Origin of the sequence: Saccharicrinis carchari, assembly GCF_900182605.1 — a bacterium.
GTDB lineage: Bacteria > Bacteroidota > Bacteroidia > Bacteroidales > Marinilabiliaceae > Saccharicrinis > Saccharicrinis carchari.
Window position 1 is genome coordinate 363,794 of record NZ_FXTB01000002.1, and the last position, 22,586, is coordinate 386,379.

Annotated in this window: 18 protein-coding genes; 12 read left to right on the forward strand and 6 right to left on the reverse strand. The window is 41.1% G+C overall.

The annotated features are described in order from the left end of the window. Positions 1–232 precede the first annotated feature (232 nt). From FN809_RS05920 to FN809_RS05945, 6 genes are all read left to right on the forward strand, one after another. Positions 233–841: a hypothetical protein gene (locus FN809_RS05920; RefSeq protein WP_142532572.1), complete on the forward strand. Its 609-nt coding sequence runs from the start codon at positions 233–235 to the stop codon at positions 839–841. Between the two features lie 125 nt (positions 842–966). Further along, entirely contained in the window at positions 967–2,919 is a 1,953-nt protein-coding gene (thrS, locus tag FN809_RS05925) for a threonine--tRNA ligase (RefSeq protein ID WP_142532573.1), read from the forward strand. A 28-nt stretch (positions 2,920–2,947) separates the two neighbouring features. Next, a complete protein-coding gene (gene infC, locus FN809_RS05930; protein WP_142532574.1) occupies positions 2,948–3,508 on the forward strand; it encodes a translation initiation factor IF-3 in 561 nt (186 codons plus the stop codon). A 57-nt stretch (positions 3,509–3,565) separates the two neighbouring features. Next, positions 3,566–3,754: a 50S ribosomal protein L35 gene (gene rpmI / locus FN809_RS05935; protein ID WP_449420477.1), complete on the forward strand. Its 189-nt coding sequence runs from the start codon at positions 3,566–3,568 to the stop codon at positions 3,752–3,754. Positions 3,755–3,851: 97 nt separating this feature from the next. After that, positions 3,852–4,202, forward strand: coding sequence for a 50S ribosomal protein L20 (gene rplT / locus FN809_RS05940; protein WP_142532576.1), 351 nt, complete (start codon positions 3,852–3,854; stop codon positions 4,200–4,202). Between the two features lie 108 nt (positions 4,203–4,310). Further along, a complete protein-coding gene (locus FN809_RS05945) occupies positions 4,311–5,843 on the forward strand; it encodes a PepSY-associated TM helix domain-containing protein (RefSeq protein WP_185957471.1) in 1,533 nt (510 codons plus the stop codon). 137 nt (positions 5,844–5,980) lie between these two features. Here FN809_RS05945 and upp read toward each other — a convergent pair whose 3' ends face one another. Beyond that, positions 5,981–6,634, reverse strand: coding sequence for a uracil phosphoribosyltransferase (gene upp / locus FN809_RS05950; RefSeq protein WP_142532578.1), 654 nt, complete (start codon positions 6,632–6,634; stop codon positions 5,981–5,983). A gap of 456 nt (positions 6,635–7,090) precedes the next feature. Here upp and FN809_RS05955 point away from each other — a divergent pair, with 456 nt between their 5' ends. The 5 genes from FN809_RS05955 to FN809_RS05975 all read left to right on the forward strand — a co-directional run bounded on the left by FN809_RS05955 (position 7,091) and on the right by FN809_RS05975 (position 12,344). Next, on the forward strand, positions 7,091–8,092 hold the full coding sequence (locus FN809_RS05955; protein WP_142532579.1) for a bifunctional heptose 7-phosphate kinase/heptose 1-phosphate adenyltransferase: 1,002 nt from the start codon (positions 7,091–7,093) through the stop codon (positions 8,090–8,092). A 230-nt stretch (positions 8,093–8,322) separates the two neighbouring features. After that, complete coding sequence (locus FN809_RS05960) at positions 8,323–9,123, forward strand: ParA family protein (RefSeq protein ID WP_142532580.1); 801 nt, start codon at positions 8,323–8,325, stop codon at positions 9,121–9,123. A gap of 3 nt (positions 9,124–9,126) precedes the next feature. Then, positions 9,127–10,008, forward strand: a complete 882-nt coding sequence (locus FN809_RS05965; protein ID WP_142532581.1) for a ParB/RepB/Spo0J family partition protein — start codon at positions 9,127–9,129, stop codon at positions 10,006–10,008. A 37-nt stretch (positions 10,009–10,045) separates the two neighbouring features. Next, the gene (locus FN809_RS17865) at positions 10,046–10,699 is read left to right on the forward strand and encodes a DUF5683 domain-containing protein (protein WP_246095477.1); all 654 of its coding nucleotides are present in this window, start codon (positions 10,046–10,048) and stop codon (positions 10,697–10,699) included. 67 nt (positions 10,700–10,766) lie between these two features. Beyond that, positions 10,767–12,344 (forward strand): lytic transglycosylase domain-containing protein, encoded by a 1,578-nt coding sequence (locus tag FN809_RS05975; RefSeq protein ID WP_142532582.1) that lies wholly within the window; start codon positions 10,767–10,769, stop codon positions 12,342–12,344. 151 nt (positions 12,345–12,495) lie between these two features. Here the strand turns inward: FN809_RS05975 and FN809_RS05980 are convergent, their stop codons facing one another. From FN809_RS05980 to FN809_RS05990, 3 genes are all read right to left on the reverse strand, one after another. After that, positions 12,496–13,785 carry a nucleotide sugar dehydrogenase gene (locus tag FN809_RS05980; RefSeq protein ID WP_142532583.1) on the reverse strand — a complete coding sequence of 430 codons (1,290 nt, stop codon included), beginning with the start codon at positions 13,783–13,785 and terminating at the stop codon, positions 12,496–12,498. A gap of 154 nt (positions 13,786–13,939) precedes the next feature. Next, positions 13,940–15,583 carry a hypothetical protein gene (locus FN809_RS05985; RefSeq protein WP_142532584.1) on the reverse strand — a complete coding sequence of 548 codons (1,644 nt, stop codon included), beginning with the start codon at positions 15,581–15,583 and terminating at the stop codon, positions 13,940–13,942. A gap of 48 nt (positions 15,584–15,631) precedes the next feature. Further along, positions 15,632–16,579 (reverse strand): glycosyltransferase, encoded by a 948-nt coding sequence (locus FN809_RS05990; RefSeq protein WP_185957472.1) that lies wholly within the window; start codon positions 16,577–16,579, stop codon positions 15,632–15,634. 172 nt (positions 16,580–16,751) lie between these two features. On the opposite strand from FN809_RS05990, the gene FN809_RS05995 reads away from it, so the two are divergent. Further along, positions 16,752–17,759 carry a DUF4097 family beta strand repeat-containing protein gene (locus FN809_RS05995; protein WP_142532586.1) on the forward strand — a complete coding sequence of 336 codons (1,008 nt, stop codon included), beginning with the start codon at positions 16,752–16,754 and terminating at the stop codon, positions 17,757–17,759. Positions 17,760–17,823: 64 nt separating this feature from the next. Here the strand turns inward: FN809_RS05995 and FN809_RS06000 are convergent, their stop codons facing one another. Further along, positions 17,824–18,930 (reverse strand): C1 family peptidase, encoded by a 1,107-nt coding sequence (locus tag FN809_RS06000; protein ID WP_142532587.1) that lies wholly within the window; start codon positions 18,928–18,930, stop codon positions 17,824–17,826. Between the two features lie 337 nt (positions 18,931–19,267). Beyond that, the gene (gene carB, locus FN809_RS06005) at positions 19,268–22,579 is read right to left on the reverse strand and encodes a carbamoyl-phosphate synthase (glutamine-hydrolyzing) large subunit (protein ID WP_246095479.1); all 3,312 of its coding nucleotides are present in this window, start codon (positions 22,577–22,579) and stop codon (positions 19,268–19,270) included. Positions 22,580–22,586 lie beyond the last annotated feature (7 nt).

A 22,586-nucleotide genomic window follows, 5' to 3' on the forward strand; every position in this document is an offset into this window, starting at 1 on the left:
TCAATTTATTTTCCGGGCCCGGTTTTTTAAGGTGGAGGAGTAAAGGTCAGTAAATAAGTAACGTGCGATTACTACTTTCGGTTCAAATAACGGTACGTGGCAATAATCAATTCGACTAAATATAACCCGGGGACAAAATTGACGTATATAATTTTTTTAAATATTTAAATTCCTGTTATGCATCTTTAGATGATGATTTTATGGGTGCTAAGAGGACACAATAAAATTTAAAATGTATAAAAAGATATCACTGAACTGGTTTAAGTACCACTTAGTAACCTTCCTGGATTTAATCATTGCATTTCACCCGTTCAGAAAGATAGGGAGCCGGCTGCCATTGGTTTGTATTCCCAATGGAGGCTTTATAACTTTTGTGTTTTCCACTGTTACTGCCTTAATCATCTATGTGCCTGTTATTTTGTTTGTTGTTAATGCAATTAATACTGGGATTTTAATTCCGGAGTTTTTTATAGTCTTTATTTTTGGGGTGGTATTTGGCTCTATATTCAGATATATTCAGGCTGAAATGGTTAGTAGAGTAGATGTTGATCAGCATAGACTTAAGCTTACCTACTTTGGTTTTTTTAAAAAGGAAGTAACTATTTTCAAAAGAGAGGAATTAAAGCAAATGGTTCTGATAAAGGAAAAGTACCGTAATACCAAGAATTACAAAGTTTGTGTTGAATTGAACGGCGGAAGACAAATAATGTTAGAATTAACCATTTTCCGGAGAAGGGCTCACCGTATTTTAAATAAATACAAAGAAGCCTTGCGCCTACCGGTTTCAGATCCATCGCAGAAGAATATTATCAACGATGCGCATGTTACTATTAACAACTAAACCTGAATACCACATCCCGGTTCCGTATCAAACGTTTAAAAAAACAGCTGTCAATATTTACCGATAGGGAATATTACTTATCTTTGCACCGTTTTTTAGTTAATTTTTTCAGCAAATAAGGCGCAATGGTTAAAATAACCTTACCAGATAATAGTGTAAGAGAGTACGAAGCCGGCATTACCGGTTTAGAAATTGCCCGGAGCATTAGTCCCCGATTGGCAAAAGAAGTGTTATCGATTTCGGTAAATGACGAAACATGGGATCTCACACGGCCTATACATACCGACGCTTCAATAAAATTGTACAAGTGGGAGGACGAAGAGGGTAAACATGCTTTTTGGCACTCTTCGGCTCATTTGATGGCCGAGGCATTGGAGGCGTTGTACCCGGGCATGAAGTTTGGTATCGGTCCGTCGATTGAAAACGGTTTCTATTACGATGTGGATCCGGGCGACGATGTGGTGTTGCGTGATGCCGATATTCCTAAGATAGAGGCGAAGATGAAAGAGCTGGCTCGCCAAAAGAATGCTTATCAGCGTCGCGAGGTGAGCAAGGCCGAAGCTTTAGCTTTTTTTGAGGATAAGCAGGATGAGTACAAGCTTGAGCTTATTGACGAACTGGAAGATGGTACCATTACTTTTTACGAGCAGGGGAATTTTACCGATTTATGTAGGGGGCCTCACCTGCCCTCAAGCGAGCTGATTAAAGCGGTAAAAGTGTTGAGTATTGCCGGTGCCTATTGGCGAGGCGATGAAAAACGTAAGCAGTTGACACGGGTTTATGGCATAACTTTTCCCAAGCAAAAAATGCTCGATGAATATTTGGTACAGTTGGAAGAAGCGCAGAAACGCGATCATCGTAAAATTGGTAAAGAATTGGAGCTGTTTGCCTTTTCGCAAAATGTGGGTCAGGGATTGCCTCTTTGGTTGCCTAAAGGGGCCAGACTTCGTGAGTTGCTGGAGAATTTTTTGAAAAAAGTACAGGTACAATATGGTTATCAACAGGTAATAACACCGCATATCGGTCAAAAGCAGTTGTACGAAACATCGGGTCATTATGCCAAGTACGGTAAGGATTCTTTTCAACCTATTAACACGCCGGCCGATGGTGAGGAGTTTTTGCTGAAACCAATGAACTGCCCGCACCATTGCGAAATATATAAAGTACATCCCGTTTCGTACAAGGATCTGCCTATCCGCATGGCCGAGTTTGGTACCGTATATCGGTACGAACAGAGCGGCGAACTGCACGGGTTAACCCGTGTACGTGGTTTTACGCAGGACGATGCACATATCTTTTGTACACCCGATCAGCTGAAGGATGAGTTTAAGAAAGTGATCGACATCATCCTTTATATATTTAAGGCATTAGACTTTAAGGATTTTATTACACAAATTTCCTTGCGCGACAAAGACGACCATGAAAAATATATAGGTAGCGACGAAAATTGGGAAAAAGCCGAAACGGCTATTGTGGAGGCTTGCCAGGAAAGAGGCATGGAGACTATTGTAGAATATGGCGAAGCCGCATTTTATGGCCCCAAGCTCGATTTTATGGTGCGCGATGCCATAGGACGCAAATGGCAGTTGGGAACCATACAGGTGGATTACAACCTGCCCGATCGCTTTGAGCTGGAGTATATGGGTAGTGATGGCGTAAAACATCGGCCGGTGATGATACACCGAGCGCCCTTTGGAAGTATGGAACGTTTTGTGGCTGTGCTCATTGAACACACGGCCGGAAAGTTCCCGCTCTGGTTGACTCCTGAGCAGGTGGTGGTTTTACCAATCAGCGAAAAATTTAATGAATACGCAAAAAAAGTTTCAGAAGTCCTGAATAATTCCGATATTCGCAGCGTTTTAGACGAGCGTAATGAAAAAATCGGCCGTAAAATCAGGGATAACGAACTTAAACGAATACCTTTTATGCTGATTGTAGGCGAAAATGAAGCCCAGTCAAATACGGTTTCGGTTCGTAAACAGGGCGACGGCGATAAGGGTTCGATGACGATCGAAAATTTTATACAATTTATTAATAGCGAAGTTAAAGAGCAACTAGCAGCGATTGAATCAAAGTAATATTAATTAATTAAGGGAGGATCAGACAATAGCACTAAACAGAAGAAAATCTAGCGGTCCGCCGCAGAAGAACACATCAAACTTTCGTGTAAATAACGAAATAAGAATTCCAAAAATTAGACTGGTTGGCGATAATATAGATAATCCGGGAATTTATTCCACATCTGAAGCCATAAAAATGGCCGATAATTTGGAGTTAGATTTGGTGGAGATTTCTCCTAAAGCTGATCCGCCGGTATGTAAAATTACGGATTATCAAAAGTTTTTGTACCAACAAAAACGTAAGCAAAAAGAGCTGAAGTCGAAAACGCAAAAAGTAGTTGTAAAGGAAATTAGGTTTGGTCCTAATACCGACGACCACGATTATAACTTTAAATTAAAACACGCCCAGAAATTTCTTTCAGAGGGAGCAAAGGTAAAGGCTTATGTGTTTTTTAAAGGTCGCTCTATTTTGTTTAAGGAGCAAGGCGAAATATTGCTGTTGCGCTTTGCCCAGGATCTTGAAGAGTACGGAAAGGTTGAACAACTGCCTAAGCTTGAAGGTAAGAGGATGATTATTTTCCTTTCACCTAAAAAAGCCAAGAAGTAAAGCTTCAACTACATATATATATTATACAAACACTTTAATACTTGTACAATGCCAAAGATGAAGACAAATTCCAGTGCAAAAAAGCGTTTTACGCTTACTGGAACGGGTAAGATTAAACGAAAGCATGCTTTTAAAAGTCACATTTTAACCAAGAAGACAAAAAAGCAAAAGCGTAATCTTACGTATTCAACTTTAGTTCATCCAGCCGACTTAAATAACGTTAAGTTGATGTTGAACATGAAGTAATAAGGTAGCAACCTTATTTTTATTAAATCATTAACCGAATGAAGATAGCCGAAAGACCCATACAGATGGGCGCTACTCATTCTAAAAACAAAACAAAATGCCAAGATCAGTAAATGCGGTGGCTTCACGAGCACGCAGAAAAAGGATTTTAAAAGAAACCAAAGGTAACTTTGGTCGCAGAAAAAATGTATGGACGGTAGCCAAGAATACCTACGAAAAAGGATTGCAATACGCCTACCGCGACCGTAAAAGAAAGAAAGGTCAGTTCAGAGCACTGTGGATTATGCGTATCAACGCTGCAGCTCGTTTAGAGGGGGTTTCGTATTCTAAACTAATGGGTGCGATGAACAAAAAAAATATCGACATCAACCGTAAAGTTTTAGCCGATTTGGCTGTGAACCATCCCGATGCTTTTAAGGCAGTTTTGCAAAAAGCGATGGCGAACTAAATTAACGGACAAACAAATATACAAAGGGCAGCAGGGTTTATACCTTTCTGCCCTTTTTTTATGAGGAAGGTGAGGAATGTTATTTCAATTAGAAGATATAAAGTTAGCGTGAATAAGAATAAAATAAGATGGATAAAGCGATTTAAGGTATGGCACAAGTGGCCTGCCATTGTAATGTCGTTTTTGGCCTTGCTATTCGCAGCTTCGGGCATTGTGATGAACCATCGCACGGTATTTGCTTCAATTAACGTGTCCCGAAAACTACTTCCTGCCGATTATACCTATAGAAACTGGAACCTTGATGCCATTAAGGGCAGCTTGTTTTTATCGGAGGATTCGGTATTTATTTATGGTAAAGGTGGAGTGTACCATAGCAATGAGGATTTTGATACATTTTCAGCATTTAACGAAGGGTTTGAAAAAGGCATCGACAATCGTTCGGTTGTGGCTATGCAGTATACGCCCCGGGCCGGATTGGTGGCGGGAACCTTAAATGGTATTTTCCGTTACGATAATCCCACGGGTTGGAATAAGGTAAATTTGCCTGTTAAAAACCAACGTATAACGGATGTGGCCTTAAAGGGGGATACACTGTTAGTGCTTACCCGTGATTTATTATTAACAAGCACGGATTTAAAATATTTTGATACACATCAATTGCCTGCTCCTTCTACTTATAAAAAAGAGACAACATGGTTTAAGTTTTTGTGGAATTTGCATAGTGGTGAGTTGTTTGGCCTGGCGGGTAAGTTGTTTGTCGATTTGTTAGGAATTCTTGTCATCATACTGAGTATTACGGGTCTTATTCACTTCTTTTATCCTAAATTCATAAAAAAAGAGAAGCGGAAAAGCACAAAGTACCGCTCAGTAAAAGCCACCAATCTGCGATGGCACAATGTGTTAGGTTACCTTGGTGTTGTTTTTGTGCTAAGCAACGCCCTTACCGGGATGTTTTTACGCCCCCCATTGTTAATCGCTATTGCCAATGCAAAAATTGGCATAATACCTTATACCCACCTCGATAACATTAATCCATGGCACGATAAGCTGCGTAAGTTAACGTGGAATACGAAGATGCAGCGCTATGTTTTTTCCACATCGGAGGGATTTTATTTGGCCGATGAGCTATTGAATTATATGGCGGCTCCAAAGGTTGCACAGCCGCCCGTTAGCGTTATGGGTTGCAATGCCTTACAACAAGTAGATGAGGATGAGTATTTGGTGGGTTCTTTTTCCGGCCTGTTTAGTTGGAAACTTAGCACGGGAGCCATTTATAATTTAGGTGCCGGAGAACCCTGGCACAACCAAGCGAAAACAGGCAGACCTATTTCGGATCACATGGTCAGTGGTTTGCTGTATCAGGATAACGCCAACATTTGGTATTCGGATTACAATAGGGGTGTTGTGCCGGTAAGTGGGAATCGCCCTTTTTTGGCTATGCCCACTTTGGTAGAGGATACACCCATGTCCTTATGGAACGTCTGTTTAGAGATTCATACCGGAAGAATATTTGAATGGTTACTGGGACCTTTTTATATTCTTTATGTGCCTTTATCCGGATTGAGTATGCTGGTGGTTTTGGTAAGCGGCTTCTTTTTATGGTATTGGATACATCGTGGTAAACCTAAAAGGAAAACATAAGAAGGTAGAAACGCAACTACTATGCTGGCAAAGAGGGCACTATGCACACCATGCTTTTTGTGCCCTTTGTGCTTCCATTGTGCCCTATGTGCTTTCCCTTTTTATCTTTATGGATTAACATAAAGGTTTAACGCAAATTAAATCTTGCTTCCAAAGGCCAAATCGCCGGCATCGCCCAGGCCGGGTATAATATATTTTTTTTCGTTCAGTCCTTTATCTACAGCACCTAACCACAACGTTATTTTGTCTGCCGGCATATTTTTTTGTACATACTCCACCCCTTCTTCGCTGGCAATGATGGAGGCAATGTGGATGTGCTTGGGAATCCCTTTGGTTAAAAGCGCTCTGTAGGCCAAATCCATTGAGGCACCACTGGCCAGCATAGGATCGGTAAGTATCACTATTTTATCCTGTAACGAGGGTGAAGAAATGTATTCGATATGAATATCAAAATCACCTTTTTCGTTGTATTTGCGGTAGGCGGATACAAAGGCATTTTCGGCACCGTCGAAATAATTGAGCACCCCCTGGTGCATAGGCAGTCCGGCTCTTAAAATAGTGGCTATTACAATTTGTTCGTCACATACAAATTCGTGCGATACGCCTAGTGGGGTTTGGATGTCAATGCTTTTGTACGTAAATGCTTTGCTTATTTCGTAAGCCAGAATTTCACCCATACGTTCAATATTCTTTCGGAACCGAATGGGGTCGGTCTGTATTTCTTTATCGCGGATTTCGGCAATAAACTGGTTAAGTAAAGAGTTTTGTTTGTTAAAAATATGGGTTTCCATAGGGCTTGTTATTATATGAGAAGCTAAAAAATAAAAATACGCACACCTTTGAGGCGTTGCAAATATAAAAAATCCATTATTTATTACGAGGTTACAGACATAGAACTTCGAAAAAAGAAAGGTTTAAGGGGCTATTTAAATTTTTTGGAGGAGCAGCGCTAATAACCTTCAAGATAGTCAGAGCTTATTGAAAATACGATGTGGCTGGTAGGGAAGGGTATTAAACACATGCCTATGTCAAATACCAACCAAATTATAATACCTCTTTCCAATCCTGATTCAGGAAGGATAAACCTGAATGTGCACTTTATGTAATAGGTAAAACCGTGTTGGCACCAAGTGAGCTTAATTTGGAATAGCTATCGCTGGCATAGGATTATTCAATAGTGGTTCCACCTTTTTTATATCTCCCACTGTGCTTACCTATTTTTTTTATCTTTGTGCAAAAAATAAAGAATGGAAAAAAAATTCTTTTCACAACTGTTTGCGTCTTTTAAGGATAAAAATATCCTTATTCTGGGGGATGTTATGATCGATTCATATTTGTGGGGTGATGTTAACCGTATTTCGCCGGAAGCACCGGTACCTATATTGTCGGGTGTGGGAAGAGAGAACAGGCTTGGAGGTGCGGCCAATGTGGCTTTAAACGTTCAGGCTTTGGGGGCTAAACCCATCCTTTGTTCTGTTATTGGCGACGACCTGCGCGCTGCCGATTTCGTTAAACTGCTTCGCAAGCAAAATCTGAGCTCCGAAGGAATTGTAAAGTGCAAAGAACGGGTAACAACGGTAAAAACCAGGGTGATGAGCCAACATCAACATTTGTTGCGCGTTGATGAGGAAATTTGCAGCCCTATTCAGTTGTCATCCGAAGAAAAGCTGATGGCCAAGTTGTTACGTGTGTTGCAAACATACAGGATAGACGCCATTGTTTTTGAAGATTACGACAAAGGGGTCATCACGCCTTCATTGATAAAAAAAGTTGTTGAGCTGGCCACTCAAAGCGGCATTCCTACTTTGGTAGATCCCAAAAAACAAAACTATAACGATTACAAGGGCATCACCCTCTTTAAACCTAATTTTAAAGAGTTTAACGAGGGTTGTAAACTCGAATTAAAAAAGGGGCAGTCGCAAGAGCTGATTGAGGCAGCGATAGATTTTCAACAACAACAAAATATCGACATATTGATGATAACGCTGTCGGAACACGGTGTTTTTGTAAAACATAAAGACGGACAGCCTATTATTATACCCGCCGAAATACGAAGCATATCGGATGTTTCGGGTGCCGGCGACACCGTTATAAGTGTAAGCGCCCTGTGTTTAACCGAGGGGCTGGACCCCGAGATGATTGCCCGTGTGGCTAATATGGCTGGTGGTTTAGTGTGTGAAGAATCAGGGGTTGTGCCTATTAACAAGGAATTACTTTTAAAGGAATGTGTACAAAAAATTGAGGTGTAATTTTTTGTAACCGGTTTTGCGAATAGTTATTTGCAGGCGCTAACTTTTTAAACGCTTAATCGTATATGATGTTTTAATTAAAAGTTTAACTTTGACTGCCTTTTCCAAAAGATAGGAGAGTAGGTGCTACGGACAGGTCAGTTTAATTCAAACAATTGGCTTGCAGCACATTAAAAAAGGTGTATCAAGGATTATTTAAAGAGCTAAATTAATATTTTAATTTCCGTAATATGGGAAAAATTATTGCATTGGCAAATCAAAAAGGAGGCGTAGGAAAAACAACTACCGCTATAAATCTGGCTGCTAGCTTGGCAGTTTTAGAATATAAAGTATTAGTTGTTGACGCCGATCCGCAGGCAAATTCCACATCAGGTTTTGGTTTTGACCTGCGCGAGATAGAAGCCAGTATTTATGAATGTATCGTGGATGGTATTGATCCTAAAACGGCCTTGCTAAAAACAGAGATTGAAGGTTTGGATATTTTACCCTCGCACATTGATTTGGTAGGTGCCGAAATTGAAATACTCAACCGGCCCAACAGGGAAAACGTATTAAAAAATGTACTTAATAAATTAAGGAGTCTTTACGATTTTATTCTAATAGACTGCTCACCGTCGCTTGGTTTAATTACCGTTAATTCGCTCACGGCGGCCGATTCGGTGATTATACCGGTACAATGTGAGTATTTTGCGCTCGAAGGCTTAGGGAAGCTTTTAAATACCATTAAGATAATACAGAGCCGTCTTAACAAGTCGCTCGAAATTGAAGGCTTTTTACTTACCATGTACGATTCCAGACTCCGTTTGTCGAATCAAGTGGTAGAGGAAGTGCAGCGTCATTTTCAGGATATGGTTTTTGAAACCTTGATAGCACGTAACATTAAGCTAAGCGAAGCGCCAAGCTATGGAAAGGCAGTGGTTGAGTATGATGCTTCGAGCAAGGGAGCAATTAATTATTTGAACCTGGCGCGGGAACTGTTGCAAAAAAACAACATGACCAGGATGGACAACAAAGACAAAGTGATAAAATAAAGAATGGCAAAAAAAAGTGCTTTAGGAAGAGGGTTAGGAGCCCTCATCGATAATTCAGAAGATGTGTCTCGTGGGAAACCACTGGAAGGGATGGACGAAATTGAACTGACCAAAATCGTTGCTAACCCATGGCAGCCGCGTTCGCGTTTTGATGAGGAAAAGCTGGAGGAACTGGCTGCATCCATACGTGAGGTGGGTGTTATTCAACCCCTCACCGTTCGCAAAAGTGGCGATAAATATGAGTTGATAGCAGGTGAAAGAAGATTCAGAGCTTCAAAAATTGCCGGCTTACAGAAAGTTCCTGCCTACGTGCGCAGCGCTGATGACGAAACCATGCTCGAAATGGCCTTGGTGGAGAATATTCAACGTGAGGATCTTGATCCTATCGAAATTGCCATCAGCTACCAACGCCTGATTGACGAATGCAAGCTCACACAAGAAAGTATGTCGGAGCGGGTGGGCAAAAAACGGGCTACCGTAAGTAATTACCTTCGCTTGCTGAAGTTGCCGGGTGAAATACAATTAGGACTGCGCGATAAGAAATTGGGTATGGGTCATGCACGTGCCATCATTGGGGTGGAAGACCCTGAGGTGCAAACAAAAATTTACCACGAAATAGTAAAAAACGACTATTCAGTTCGCAAGGTAGAAGACCTGGTGCGGGAGATGGCTACCCCTAAGGCCGTAACACCACCAAGCGGTAAAAAGGCGGTAATGCCCGAGGAATACAAACAGCTCGGCAATCAGATATCGGCTGTTTTTAATACGAACGTTCAATTTTCGCGTGGACAAAAAGGCGATGGTAAAATTGTAATACCCTTTAAATCGGACGAAGAATTAGAGCGGATAATTGCCATTTTGGACAAGGCGAATACGAAGGAATAGTTTTTGCCGTAAGAAGGCCGTTATAAAAAATAATTATTTGAAATTTTCATCGGTGAACAAGTATAGGGTATTTTTGCAGGTAGCGGTGTGGATAGTGATACTGGGGAGTTGTAATAGGGCATATGCCCAAAACGACAATTCCACCATTATTGTTGAGGATACGATATACGCAAAGCCGGTTACCATTAAAACGCACTCGCCACACAAGGCTACTTTTTACTCTGCAATTTTACCCGGTCTGGGGCAGGCTTATAACAAGAAATACTGGAAAATACCCATTTTGTATGCCGGCATAGGTGGGGTTATTTACGGTTTGGATTTTAACACAACCAACTACAAAAAATACAGAAGAGCCTATCGCGATTTTTTAATACAGGACCCGGCTAATAAAAGCTATCTCGAAGTACTGCCACCTACCATTTCTGAGGATCAGGTAATAAATGGTGGACAATATGCCAGCTGGTTTCAGCAAGCGCTTGAAAATAAAAAAAAATACTATAAAAAATACAGAGATTTAAGTTATGTGGGACTGGCTTTAGTTTATGTATTAAACCTGGTAGATGCCAGCGTGGATGCACATTTTAAATCATTCGACGTAAGTAACGATTTAAGCATGCACGTAGAACCAACCATAACGCCCGTTTATGGCGGGTTTAGTGGAGTGGGTGTACAGGTACGCTTTATTTTTTAAACATTGGTCAATAAAACCCGGTGTACAAAAAAATGATTAATCAACACAACAAATAATAAAAAAAGAAATGTTTAGGTTTTTAACAATTGGTGCAGTAGCAGTGTTACTGACTAACACTTTGGGAGCACAGCAAACGGTGATAAAGGATTCGCTGACCGTGATTGCGGATACACTCCAACAAGATTCGGTAGTATTAGACAGCGATGTGGAGAAGGGTTTTTTTACCGAAAATTTAGACACGGTTAAAGTAGATGCAAAGGTAGAGGAGGAAATAATGCCCCTAAGCTTTCCGAAAGACTTACCTGATTCGGTATATATTCAACGCTTGCAAGCTATTGAGTCGCCGCTCGAATTTCCTTTTAACAAAAAGGTAAAGGCGTATATCGAACTCTACACCCAACGTAAAAGGGGGCAAGTAGAGGTGATGCTGGGACTCTCGGATTATTATTTTCCCATGTTTGAGGAAGCCTTGGATGCAGCTAATCTCCCCCTGGAGCTCAAGTACCTGCCCATCATTGAGTCGGCACTTAACCCCAGAGCATTTTCACGGGCCGGGGCATCGGGGCTATGGCAGTTTATGTATGGCACCGGCCGTATGTATGGTCTTAAGCTCGACTCCTATGTAGACGATCGCAGGGATCCGCTCAAGTCGACCCAGGCCGCTGTTAAGTTTTTGCAGGATTTGTATAACATTTATGGCGACTGGTACCTGGTGATAGCGGCCTACAATTGCGGACCGGGTAATGTGAACAAGGCCATATACCGTTCGGGTGGTAAGCGCGATTTTTGGCAAATTTATTATCGACTGCCCCGCGAAACAAGAGGCTATGTGCCGGCTTTTATAGCGGCAGCCTATACCATGAATTATTACAAGGAACATAGGATAACGCCTAAGCCCGCCAAACTAAATGAGGCAACCGACACGCTTATGATTTCGGATCTGTTGCATTTTAATCAGATTGCCGCGGTAACAGGCTTGTCTGTAGAAAAATTACGTGCCTTAAATCCGCAATATAGGAGAGATATTATCCCGGCCAAAAAAAATACCTATAGCCTAAGACTGCCCTTCGATGCTACAGAAAAGTTTATTGCTTTGGAAGATTCCATTTTTGGATACCAGCGCGAAAAATATTTCGTATCAAACAGGCTGGTCGTAAGCCCCGAAAGCAGCTATAATGTGCCTGTATCGGCACCTAAAAATAAAGCAAAGGTATATTACACAGTTAAATCGGGCGATGCCGTGGGCTTGATTGCGGAGTGGTTCAATGTGTATTCATCCGACCTTAGATACTGGAACAATATACGTCGTAACCTGATTAAGGTGGGGCAAAAACTGGTTATATATGTGCCCAAAGATAAGGTGGAGCATTATAAAAAAATAAATAGCATGAGTTATGCCCAAAAGCAGGCAGGCAAAGGAAAAACAATCACAGCATCCGCTGCATCGAATAAGTCGCAGCAAAATTCGAGTGAATTCAAGGCGAATGAGTATACATATTACACCGTTCGAAGGGGTGATAACCTATGGACCATTGCCAAGCGCTATCCTGGCATATCCAACCAAAACATAATGGAGTTTAACAACCTGACGGATGCCTCAAAAATCAAGCCCGGACAAAGGTTAAAGATACCTCGAAAGGGCTAGGGAAACTAACGGATATAAAAAAACGCTCAAGAATTAATGAATCTCTTGAGCGTTTTTTAATTAAAACGTATTTTCCAAGTGCTGTTAAGTTCTTATTGTGCTATTATCTTAATTGGTATTTAAAAAAGCTAAGAGTTCAATTTGATGTTTATTACAAGCTCCAATAAACCATATCCTTTACCTTACCTCTAAAGCATCCTTTTAAATCTATAAAAATGGCATTATCGGTAGTGATGCTTTTAAAGTAGGCTTCATCTAGTCCGATGTAATCCTTGTGGTTTACGGCCAAAATTATGGCGGCATATTTCTCGGTAATTTCAGGTAACAATCGGTATCCATATTCCTCGAACAATTCCTCGGAGTCAGCATAGGGATCCATTACATCAACGTTGGCACTATACGAAATAAGCTCTTTATAAACATCTGCCACCTTAGAGTTGCGTATATCACTCACATTTTCCTTAAAAGTAGCACCCATAATCAGTATCCTTGCACCGTTCACCTTGTGTCCGTTTCGGATTAATTTTTTAATCGTAGTTTCCGCTACATAGGGACCCATTGAGTCGTTGATAACTCTTCCGCCGTCGATTATTTTTGTATGATAGCCCAGGGCATTAGCCTTGTAGGTCAGATAATACGGATCAACTCCTATGCAGTGTCCACCTACTAAACCTGGCGAAAACTGTAAGAAGTTCCATTTTGTTCCGGCAGCCTCCAGTACTTCGTAAGTGTTAATGTCCATGCGGTCGAAAATAAGCGATAGTTCGTTCATCAGGGCAATGTTTACATCGCGCTGTGTATTTTCGATAATTTTAGCAGCTTCGGCCACTTTTATGGAACTGGCCTTGTGTATGCCGGCTTTTATAATTGTTTTGTACACATCGGCAATAAGCTGCAGGGATTCGTCATCGCTGGCCGAAACAATTTTAAGTATCTTGGTTAGGGTATGCTCTTTGTCGCCCGGGTTGATGCGTTCAGGGGAGTAGCCCACCTTAAAGTCTAGGCCAAATTTTAATCCGGATTCCTGTTCCAGGATAGGAACACAATCGTCCTCGGTACATCCGGGGTAAACGGTGGATTCAAAAACTACTACGTCACCTTTTTTTAAAATCTGGCCTACAGTTTTGGTGGCGCCAAGCAATGGGTTTAGGTTGGGCAAATTGTGTTCGTTGATGGGCGTTGGTACAGCCACCACATGAAAGCTTGCTTCTTTCAGGTCGTCCGCATTACAAGTAAAGGTGATGTCGCAACCATCAAAGGCTGTTTTGTCGAGTTCTTTGCTGGGGTCAATATTTTGCTTCATCAGATCTACTCTGTCCGGCTTAATATCAAAGCCAACGACTTTCATCTTACGGGCAAACTCCAGGGCTATAGGCAGGCCCACATAGCCTAATCCTATTACGGATAATTTTGTTTCTTTATTTAATAATTTATCTAACATAGTAAAATGGATTTGCAAATTTTCGCCCTAAATTGTAATTAAAATCTAAGGAATACTAACATTTTTTGAAAACTGTACTTTTTCTTTTGACCTAGCAATAAAAAAATCAGACGGACAAAGTCAATTTATTTAAATTATAATCTTTTTTATCGCATTAAAACCCAAAATTTAAACCTAATACAATCATCTTATTATCACCATAATACGGTGCAGCGGTGTATATCATGGCATCCGGGCCGCTTAATTTGTAACCTTCAATCTCGGTATAGATATAGGCATCGTTAATAAACTGGTATTGGGCCTTAAGTTTTAAGGCATTTTTTTTATATCGCAGGTTTTGTATAAAAGCGTATCCGGTGCGTCCATCGCCCCATAAGTTTTCAATAGCACCGCTTTCTTCCAATATTTTCTGATGGTCTTCTCCTTTTCGGCAATGAATGTAGGATAGCTCTATATCCAAACCTCTTATGGGTTTATATCGTGCCATAAGGAATAGCTCATCTGCATTATCTTTTAAATAATGCCCCAGTGTGTATTTATTGCTTTGGAAGGTTAAAGATGGAATAAAATGGGTGTAAGCAAAGGGTTTAGTATGGGTATATTCAACCCCAGCACTCAGGTTGGGCAGAATGTCTGTTACACGAGCTCCAATTTTAAGACTGATAAAATTAGAATGCTTATCCTCATTAAGCATGTTGGCGATGGATATCTCGTCGATGAAAAGGCCTGTATATAAATGTGTGTTATTTATTTGGCGACTGCTTAGGTCAAAAAACATTTGGGTATTATGGCCGGCACTATTTCTTGAGCCATTGTAGCTGTGATCAACCGATTTATAAAACAGGAAAGGGATAAGATAGGCAGCATTGATATTGCCATCGCTATATATTATACTGTTGCCGAACGAAAAATAAAGTTTTTCCCAAGGCTGCACGCTAATAAGGTTAGCTGCTATATATTTATTGGTAAAAACACGGCGCGTATCGTTGTGTAAGTTGTACGATGCCGAGCTGTCTTCCACCTCGGAAGCCAACCATCCATGCAGATAGTTGAATTCCAGCCATTTTACAGGCTTTAAGCTAAATTTTATATGGGCAAAGCTGGGAGTGTTGCCTGCAAATATATGGGCACCATTGTTATTGTTTCCCCAGGTAAAGTGGTCTTTTACCAGTCCGATGCTCCCGGTTTGCCAGCTGTAAACAATGCCACCACGTGTTTCGCTGTAATCCTTATTGTTTTCACCTTTTTTATATACCGCACCTCTGTGTTGGGAAAGCTTTTCAGGATTGGCCAGCGGGATACTCTCGTAATTATCGCGCAGGCTGCCATAAAAGGCCAGTTTGTTACCCATTGTAGCAAAAAACTGAGCTCCGTTCCATCGGTGCTGTTCAAAGCCATTTGAATTTAAATAGGCCCGTCCTCCTAAAATAATATTCCCGGAAAACTTAAAAGTGGAATCGGCATGATAAAAAATATCAAAACGCTTTCTAAAATCTTTGTTGCCATGCAGCTCTTTGTTAAAATCTTTAAGATAAAAATTGAGCTCTTGACTTTGGCGGGATGTTAAAACACGGCTTTTTTGGGCCTGAGCCAGAAAGTGGGCTATCTGCATCCGACTATATGGCTTAACAGTACTGTTTAAATTGATGACTCCCTTGTTGGCGAGCTCGTCGATAAAATCATATACCACCTCATTATCGATGTGATATGGAACGAGCTGCGCGTGAATAGAACCCATGGTTAGCAAGGCAAACAACATAATGTGCAGTGGAGGAAGCAGCTGTTTTTTTAATATCATAGGTTGTTTAAATATGCTCAGAATTTTCTATAGCTGTAGCGTCTTAATTTAGCATGCTTTTTTATACTTGCCTTTTAGTACCTTATTATATATTTCCAGTAGGCGTTGTGAAATAATATCCACGTCCATGTCTTTCACTTTATCTCTGCCCTTAGTTCTCTTTCCAAAATGCAATGCGGTATCCAATGCCCGGGCTATTTCTTCCGGATCGTCGGGAACAATAAAGCACCCATCTATGCCTTGGGTAATATCGGCCACATCGCCCACATCGGTAGATACGATAGGTAACGAACAAGCCATGGCTTCCTTAATTACGTTGGGCGAACCTTCCCATTTGGAGGTAAGTAACAGTACATCGGCAGCATAATAATAGGAGGGTACCTTGTCTATCTCCACATTGTTTACGATGGTCAACTCCACATCCTCGGTGTTGATGTGCGAAAAGGCTTCGCGCGCCAGGGCAAAGTTTTTTTCTTTTCGTTGCGGATCCGAAACCCACAGCACGTGCGCCGAGGAGTTAAAACCTGCCTGGCTGCGGGCTATCTCCCGGTCTATGGGTTTAAAGCGGCTGAAATTAATGCCGTTGGGAATGATTTGGGCATGGCGGATTCGGAGATTGTTGTACATTTTTTGGGATTTGACAATCGTAAAATCCCAAAAAAGCCGGGCAAACAAAGCGGTGCTCCATGAGGCCATTTTTTCCAGACGGTAATCGGAGCCCATTAGTGAAACAACCAAAGGTTTTGAACTTGCAAAAGCACAGGTGATACCTGAATAGCCAAACTGGGCATGTACAATATCATAATTACCCGCATTAATAAATTTTCGGAGTTTAACTATGTGCTTTAAATAAGGCCAATAGCCTACGCCAGTAATATCGTAGTAATCAACTGTGCAACCTATTTGCTCCAGCGATTCTCCCTGGGTCGTCACCAAATGTGTGCGAGCCTGAATGTCCTGACTACTGTATACAAAAAGAATTTTTAGCTTATTCAAATCCACTGTTCATTAGTTATACAAGTGTAAAAATAGCAATATTAGTTGTAAAACAAGGGTAGGATAAGCCTAATTGTAATAACAAGCTATTAATGAAACTTTAAAGCAATGCTTTTCGTACCAAATACTTTTAATCGTATAAACTTATACAGAACTTTTGAATCGTTATAGCATGAAAAAACTTCTACTAACACTGACTGTATTATTTTTTTGGAGCAGTAATTATGCCCAGGAAATTGCACAAAAAAAAGAAAGTACATTCAAGGGCATTAAAAAAGTGATGGTAAACGCCGATTTTTGTACCTTAAAAATGATAGGGTATAATAAGCAAGAACTTACTTTTACAGGTATCATCAAATCAAACGAAAACCAGGAAGCTTATCAAATTAAGATTAGTCAGGAGCAGGATATTTTGCATGTAAATGTGGTTAAGCCCGAAGAGTGGATCTCGCACTGGGGGGAGCTTACCCTGATGTTACCCCAAGGGATAAGCGTGGATGCTGTATCCCAATCGGGAAAAATAGAAGTAAATGATTTGCAAGAGCTTAATTTAAGTGTTCGCTCAGAATCGGGGCATATAGTCATTAATTCGGTACAAGGAACAGTTGCTGTTAACACGGGTGTAGGCAACCTAAGTGTAAGTGATTTCACGGGAGACCTTAAAAGTAATACTAAAACAGGTAATGTGAAGGTGGAAAGCTTAAAAGGGAATTGCAATATCTCTTGTTATAATGGCGCAATAGCTATATCGGATGTGCAAGGTAAACTTAGCGTTCAGGGAGGTACAGGCAACCAGGAGGTGGAAAAAGTGGATGGAGATATCAACTTAAAGTCAAGCAGCGGCCACATGAAGCTGTCTAATGCCAAAGGAAACATTTTGTGTAAAACATTTAATGGTAACTTAAAATTGTTCAATGTTGAAGGTGCTTATACCATACAAAGCTCAAAGGGTAATATTGTGGGCACACGAGTGGCATTTACCACCTCTTCGTCGTTTACAACCACCGAAGGAAATGTTAAAATACAGATGGATACGAAAAGCAACCTGGCGTTTGAGTTAAAATCGGATAATTCTTTTTTGAGAGCCTTAGGCAAATCCAGGAAAAAATCTTTGAAGATAGGCAAAGGTGATATCCTTATTACCGGAAATAGTACTACGGGTAGCCAGGCCTATTATTAAACTAACATAGCTATCCCGTTTTTCTGCGGGATAGCTATTGAGTTTTCTCCTCGAGAAAGCGTCTCTAAAACAGTTTCTTGGCAAGGCTTTTATCTAAAGCTTGTTTATGCAGCATTATGGCTACCGTGTTCATGCGCAGGTATTCCTCCGACATGTACACATATCCCCCGTAGGGATTATTTTCTGTGCCCCAGCTATTTTTGGTTTTAAAATAAAGTATTCCGTTTTTGTCTTTGGCCATTCCTACAATATGCATCAGGTGGTCGTCGGTAGCCCGCCACGAATAAAAAGCCTTTTGGCGATCTGTTTGTGTTACATGCTTCTCAAATTGTGGGGTAAAGCCTTGGGATTCATCTAAGGGGATAAAGGCTACTCCTTCTTTATGCGAAAAGAAATCCTCCGTTACATCACCGTCCCAAACAATAGAATAACCGTTATCTAAAGCATGCTTCATAGTGGCAATCAATTCATCAATGGGCACGTTATAATACCTGTCATGCGACCAGTTGTCGGGTATTTCTAAATCAAAAGGTTTGTAAAATGGATGATGGGTGTAGGAGCTAAGCTCCACATAGTTGTTTTTATCAATTCCCAGCCCCTGGGCATATTCTACCGGTGAGTAGTTCCTGTTGTTAAAACGCACTTGCGTTGGGGTTTTACCCATATAATTAATGAGTACCGATTGAATATTCTTAAACCAAACATCCGAGGGTGAAGCTTCTTTTTGTGCGATGTAACCATCCAACAGTGCTCTTAAGGCGGTCTCCATTTCGCTGTGGTTGTGTTTTTGTGAGGTGTCCGGGATGCCATAGTAATAGTTTTCGGGCACAAGACCGTGTGTCTGCACCACATTCATCACATCGTGTGCCTGACCACCCTGACTAAAATTGCCCATGCCGTGCAGCAAAACAAACTGTCTGGCTTTTTTCTGATATACGTGCTTAACAATAAACATTTCTGATAGATCCAGCTCCGGTCCACCCATTCGCATTATTTCCGATTCGATAAAGGATATCGTGGCGTAGGCCCAGCAAGTACCTGTTTTGTCTTGACTTTTAACCGCTGTAGTTTTAATTACTGTTTCGGATCCAAAAACAAATTTTTCTTGTGCTGCTAATGTGAACGACCAAAGGCATGCAAATGCCAGAATTACATATTTTAATGATTTCATAGGATATGATACTTTTAAAACAAGGAGCAAAATAACAAAAATTTATTGAGGGAAGAAAACAATAACAAATGGTAGAAATGCTTGGCTACAAAAGAGGTGTAAGCAAAATTAGGAGTAAAAACAGGAGTTTGAACGGCGATACGATTCCAAAACTAAAGGCCCATTGGCCTATCTCAACTAATGTATTAATTTAAGATTATTAATGGCTATTGCAGCTTAGTTATCATTTGTATTTAGGGCTTTTACCGCCTTAGGAAATTCAATTTTTAAAAAACAAAGCCGCCAGAAAAAAAATCTGACGGCTCTGCTTCATTCATATCTAATTGTACTTCGAGTTTTACTTATATTCCTGCCAGCTTTTAATCTTAATACCTTCGATATCCATATTACAAAATGCATTAATAAAAGCGCTAGCTAATCGGGCATTGGTAATTAATGGGATATTAAAGTCAATGGCGTTACGGCGTATCTTATAGCCGTTGCGTAGTTCGCTTGTGCTTAGGTTTTTAGGGATGTTTACTACCAGATCAATTTCTTTGTTGCGTATCATCTCTAAAGAGTTGGGATGCAAATCCGGTTCGCTGGGCCAGTAAATATGGGTTGTTTCCACATCGTTCTCAGCAAAAAATTTATGGGTTCCACCGGTGGCAAAAATGTTATATCCATTTTTCTTCAGTAAACGAGCACTTTCCAATAGTTCAAGTTTGGAGCGCACGGGACCCGACGAAATTAATACATTCTTTTTGGGTATGGTGTAACCCACCGACAGCATGGCGTTTAGGATGGCTTCGTCGAAGTTGTCGCCTATGCAACCTACTTCGCCCGTTGAGGACATGTCTACGCCCAAAACCGGATCGGCCTTGGCCAATCGTGCAAATGAAAATTGCGGTGCTTTGATACCCACACAATCCAGGTCAAACAGGTTTTTGCTTGGTTTTTCTACATCCATGCCCAGCATCACCTGCGTAGCGATATCGATAAGATTTACCTTAAGTATTTTGCTCACGAACGGAAAGCTGCGCGAAGCCCTTAGGTTACATTCAATTACTTTTAGCTGGTTGTTTTTGCCTAATAATTGCATGTTAAACGGTCCGGATATGTCCAGTGCTTTAGCAATTTCGCGTGCTATCTTTTTTACACGTCGTAGCGTTTCGATATATATTTTTTGCGGAGGGAACACAATGGTGGCATCTCCGGAGTGAACTCCGGCAAACTCTACGTGCTCGGAGATGGCATAAGCCACCAGTTCGCCATTTTTAGCAACGGCATCTACCTCTATTTCTTTGGCTTCTTCTATAAATTCCGATACCACTACCGGATATTCTTTGGATACGTTGGCTGCCAAATTCAAGAAGTGCTCCAGCTCGTCTTTGTTACTCACCACATTCATAGCCGCACCCGACAGTACATAGCTTGGCCTCACCAACACGGGGAAGCCTACCTCATCTACAAAGGTAAAAATATCTTCAACCGATGTCAGTTCGTTCCAACGGGGTTGGTCAATATCCAGACTATCCAGCATGGCCGAAAATTTCTGGCGGTTTTCTGCTTTGTCTATATTTTCGGGCGAAGTTCCTAAAATAGGTACCTGCTGCCCGTGGAGTTTTAAGGCCAGGTTGTTAGGTATCTGTCCACCTACCGAAACAATAACTCCTTTAGGTGTTTCCAGATCGATGATGTCCAGTACACGCTCAAACGATAGTTCATCAAAGTAAAGTCGATCGCACATGTCGTAATCGGTACTCACCGTTTCCGGATTATAATTTATCATCACCGAACGGTAATTTTGCTCGCGTATTGTATTGAGGGCGTTTACGCTACACCAATCAAACTCCACGGAGCTGCCGATGCGGTAGGCACCACTGCCCAGTACAATTACCGAATTACCATCTTTTTCGTAATCTATATCGTGTTGGCTGCCACTATAGGTTAAATATAAATAGTTAATCTGAGCGGGGAATTCGCCGGCCAGGGTATCGATTTGTTTAACAACCGGAAGTATGTTGCGTTTCTTGCGTTCTGCTCTTACCTTCAGCAAATCATTTCCAATAACTTCGCTGGTGCTTTTAAAAACACAACGCGCTATCTGAAAATCCGAATATCCCATTCTTTTAGCCGAGCGGAGTAAATCGTCGGGTAAACTTTCGAGTGTTGAATAGGTTTTTAATTCCTTTTCCAGATCTGAAATGTTTTTGAGCTTTTCCAGAAACCAGTGGTCAATTTTGCTTAGTTCGTGTATTTGCTCAACACTCATGCCCATGTTAAAAGCTTCGGCAATAGCATATATACGTTGGTCGGTAGGTTCGGCCAGTTCGGTTTTTACATCAATGCCTTTAAGTGGTTGGTTGGCTACAAAACCATGCATTCCCTGCCCAATCATGCGTAGTCCTTTTTGTATGGCCTCTTCAAAGGTACGGCCAATGGACATGATTTCGCCAACGGACTTCATGCTGCTACCTATTTGTTTGCTCACACCGTTAAACTTGTTCAAGTCCCAACGTGGAATCTTACAAACTACATAATCCAAAGCTGGTTCAAAAAAAGTAGAAGTAACTTTGGTTACTGAGTTTTTGAGTTCGTGCAAGCCATATCCTAAACCTAATTTGGCCGCCACAAAGGCTAAGGGATAGCCGGTAGCTTTGGAGGCCAGCGCACTGGAACGTGATAAGCGGGCGTTGACTTCAATAACGCGGTAATCCTCCGATTCCGGATCCAGGGCGTACTGTACGTTACATTCTCCCACCACACCAATATGTCGGATGATTTTTATAGCCAGTTCGCGCAATTTATGATATTCGGTGTTGGAAAGGGTTTGCGAGGGCGCCACTACAATACTTTCTCCGGTGTGTATTCCCAGCGGGTCGAAGTTTTCCATATTACAAACCGTGATGCAGTTGTTGTACTTGTCGCGCACTACTTCGTACTCCACTTCTTTCCAGCCTTTAAGCGATTCCTCTACCAGTATCTGATCCGAGTAGGAAAAAGCATTTTCGGCCCTTTCTTTTAGTTCTTGTTTGTTATTGCAAAAACCACTTCCCATTCCCCCTAAGGTGTAGGCAGCACGTACAATAATCGGAAAGCCTATCTTGTCGGATGCCTTAAGGGCTTCCTCTACGGAAGTTACAGCCAGGCTGACAGGTGTTTTTACATCAATTTCTCTAAGTATGTTGGCAAATATTTCGCGGTCTTCGGTATTGATGATGGATTGAACCGGCGTTCCCAATACTTTTATATTGTATTTCTCCAATACGCCCGATAGATATAGCTTAGTGCCACAGTTTAAGGCTGTTTGTCCGCCAAAAGCCAATAATATACCCTGCGGTTTTTCCTTTTTTATAACTTCTTCTACAAAAAATGGAGTTACGGGTAAAAAATAAATCTTATCGGCAATTTTATCCGATGTTTGAACAGTGGCAATGTTTGGATTCACCAAAACCGTTTCGATACCCTCTTCTTTTAATGCGATAAGGGCCTGAGAACCTGAATAGTCAAACTCTCCTGCTTCACCGATTTTAAGCGCACCCGAACCGAGTACTACTACCTTTTTAATGTCTTTGTTCATCTGTTGTTGGCTATTATAAAAATTGATGTAATGGTATTCGGCTGCAAAAATAGAAATTTTTTGGTAAAATCTTTTGAATAATTTCAAAATCTGT

Excerpts from the sequence above, each read along its gene's own strand:
- rpmI (WP_449420477.1), top strand. The coding sequence starts at position 3,566 with ATGAAGACAAATTCCAGTGCAAAAAAGCGTTTTACGCTTACTGGAACG.
- FN809_RS05980 (WP_142532583.1), bottom strand. The coding sequence starts at position 13,785 with ATGTTAGATAAATTATTAAATAAAGAAACAAAATTATCCGTAATAGGA.
- FN809_RS05975 (WP_142532582.1), top strand. The coding sequence starts at position 10,767 with ATGTTTAGGTTTTTAACAATTGGTGCAGTAGCAGTGTTACTGACTAAC.
- rplT (WP_142532576.1), top strand. The coding sequence starts at position 3,852 with ATGCCAAGATCAGTAAATGCGGTGGCTTCACGAGCACGCAGAAAAAGG.
- FN809_RS05965 (WP_142532581.1), top strand. The coding sequence starts at position 9,127 with ATGGCAAAAAAAAGTGCTTTAGGAAGAGGGTTAGGAGCCCTCATCGAT.
- FN809_RS05995 (WP_142532586.1), top strand. The coding sequence starts at position 16,752 with ATGAAAAAACTTCTACTAACACTGACTGTATTATTTTTTTGGAGCAGT.
- upp (WP_142532578.1), bottom strand. The coding sequence starts at position 6,634 with ATGGAAACCCATATTTTTAACAAACAAAACTCTTTACTTAACCAGTTT.
- FN809_RS05960 (WP_142532580.1), top strand. The coding sequence starts at position 8,323 with ATGGGAAAAATTATTGCATTGGCAAATCAAAAAGGAGGCGTAGGAAAA.
- thrS (WP_142532573.1), top strand. The coding sequence starts at position 967 with ATGGTTAAAATAACCTTACCAGATAATAGTGTAAGAGAGTACGAAGCC.
- FN809_RS06000 (WP_142532587.1), bottom strand. The coding sequence starts at position 18,930 with ATGAAATCATTAAAATATGTAATTCTGGCATTTGCATGCCTTTGGTCG.
- FN809_RS05955 (WP_142532579.1), top strand. The coding sequence starts at position 7,091 with ATGGAAAAAAAATTCTTTTCACAACTGTTTGCGTCTTTTAAGGATAAA.
- FN809_RS05920 (WP_142532572.1), top strand. The coding sequence starts at position 233 with ATGTATAAAAAGATATCACTGAACTGGTTTAAGTACCACTTAGTAACC.
- FN809_RS05985 (WP_142532584.1), bottom strand. The coding sequence starts at position 15,583 with ATGATATTAAAAAAACAGCTGCTTCCTCCACTGCACATTATGTTGTTT.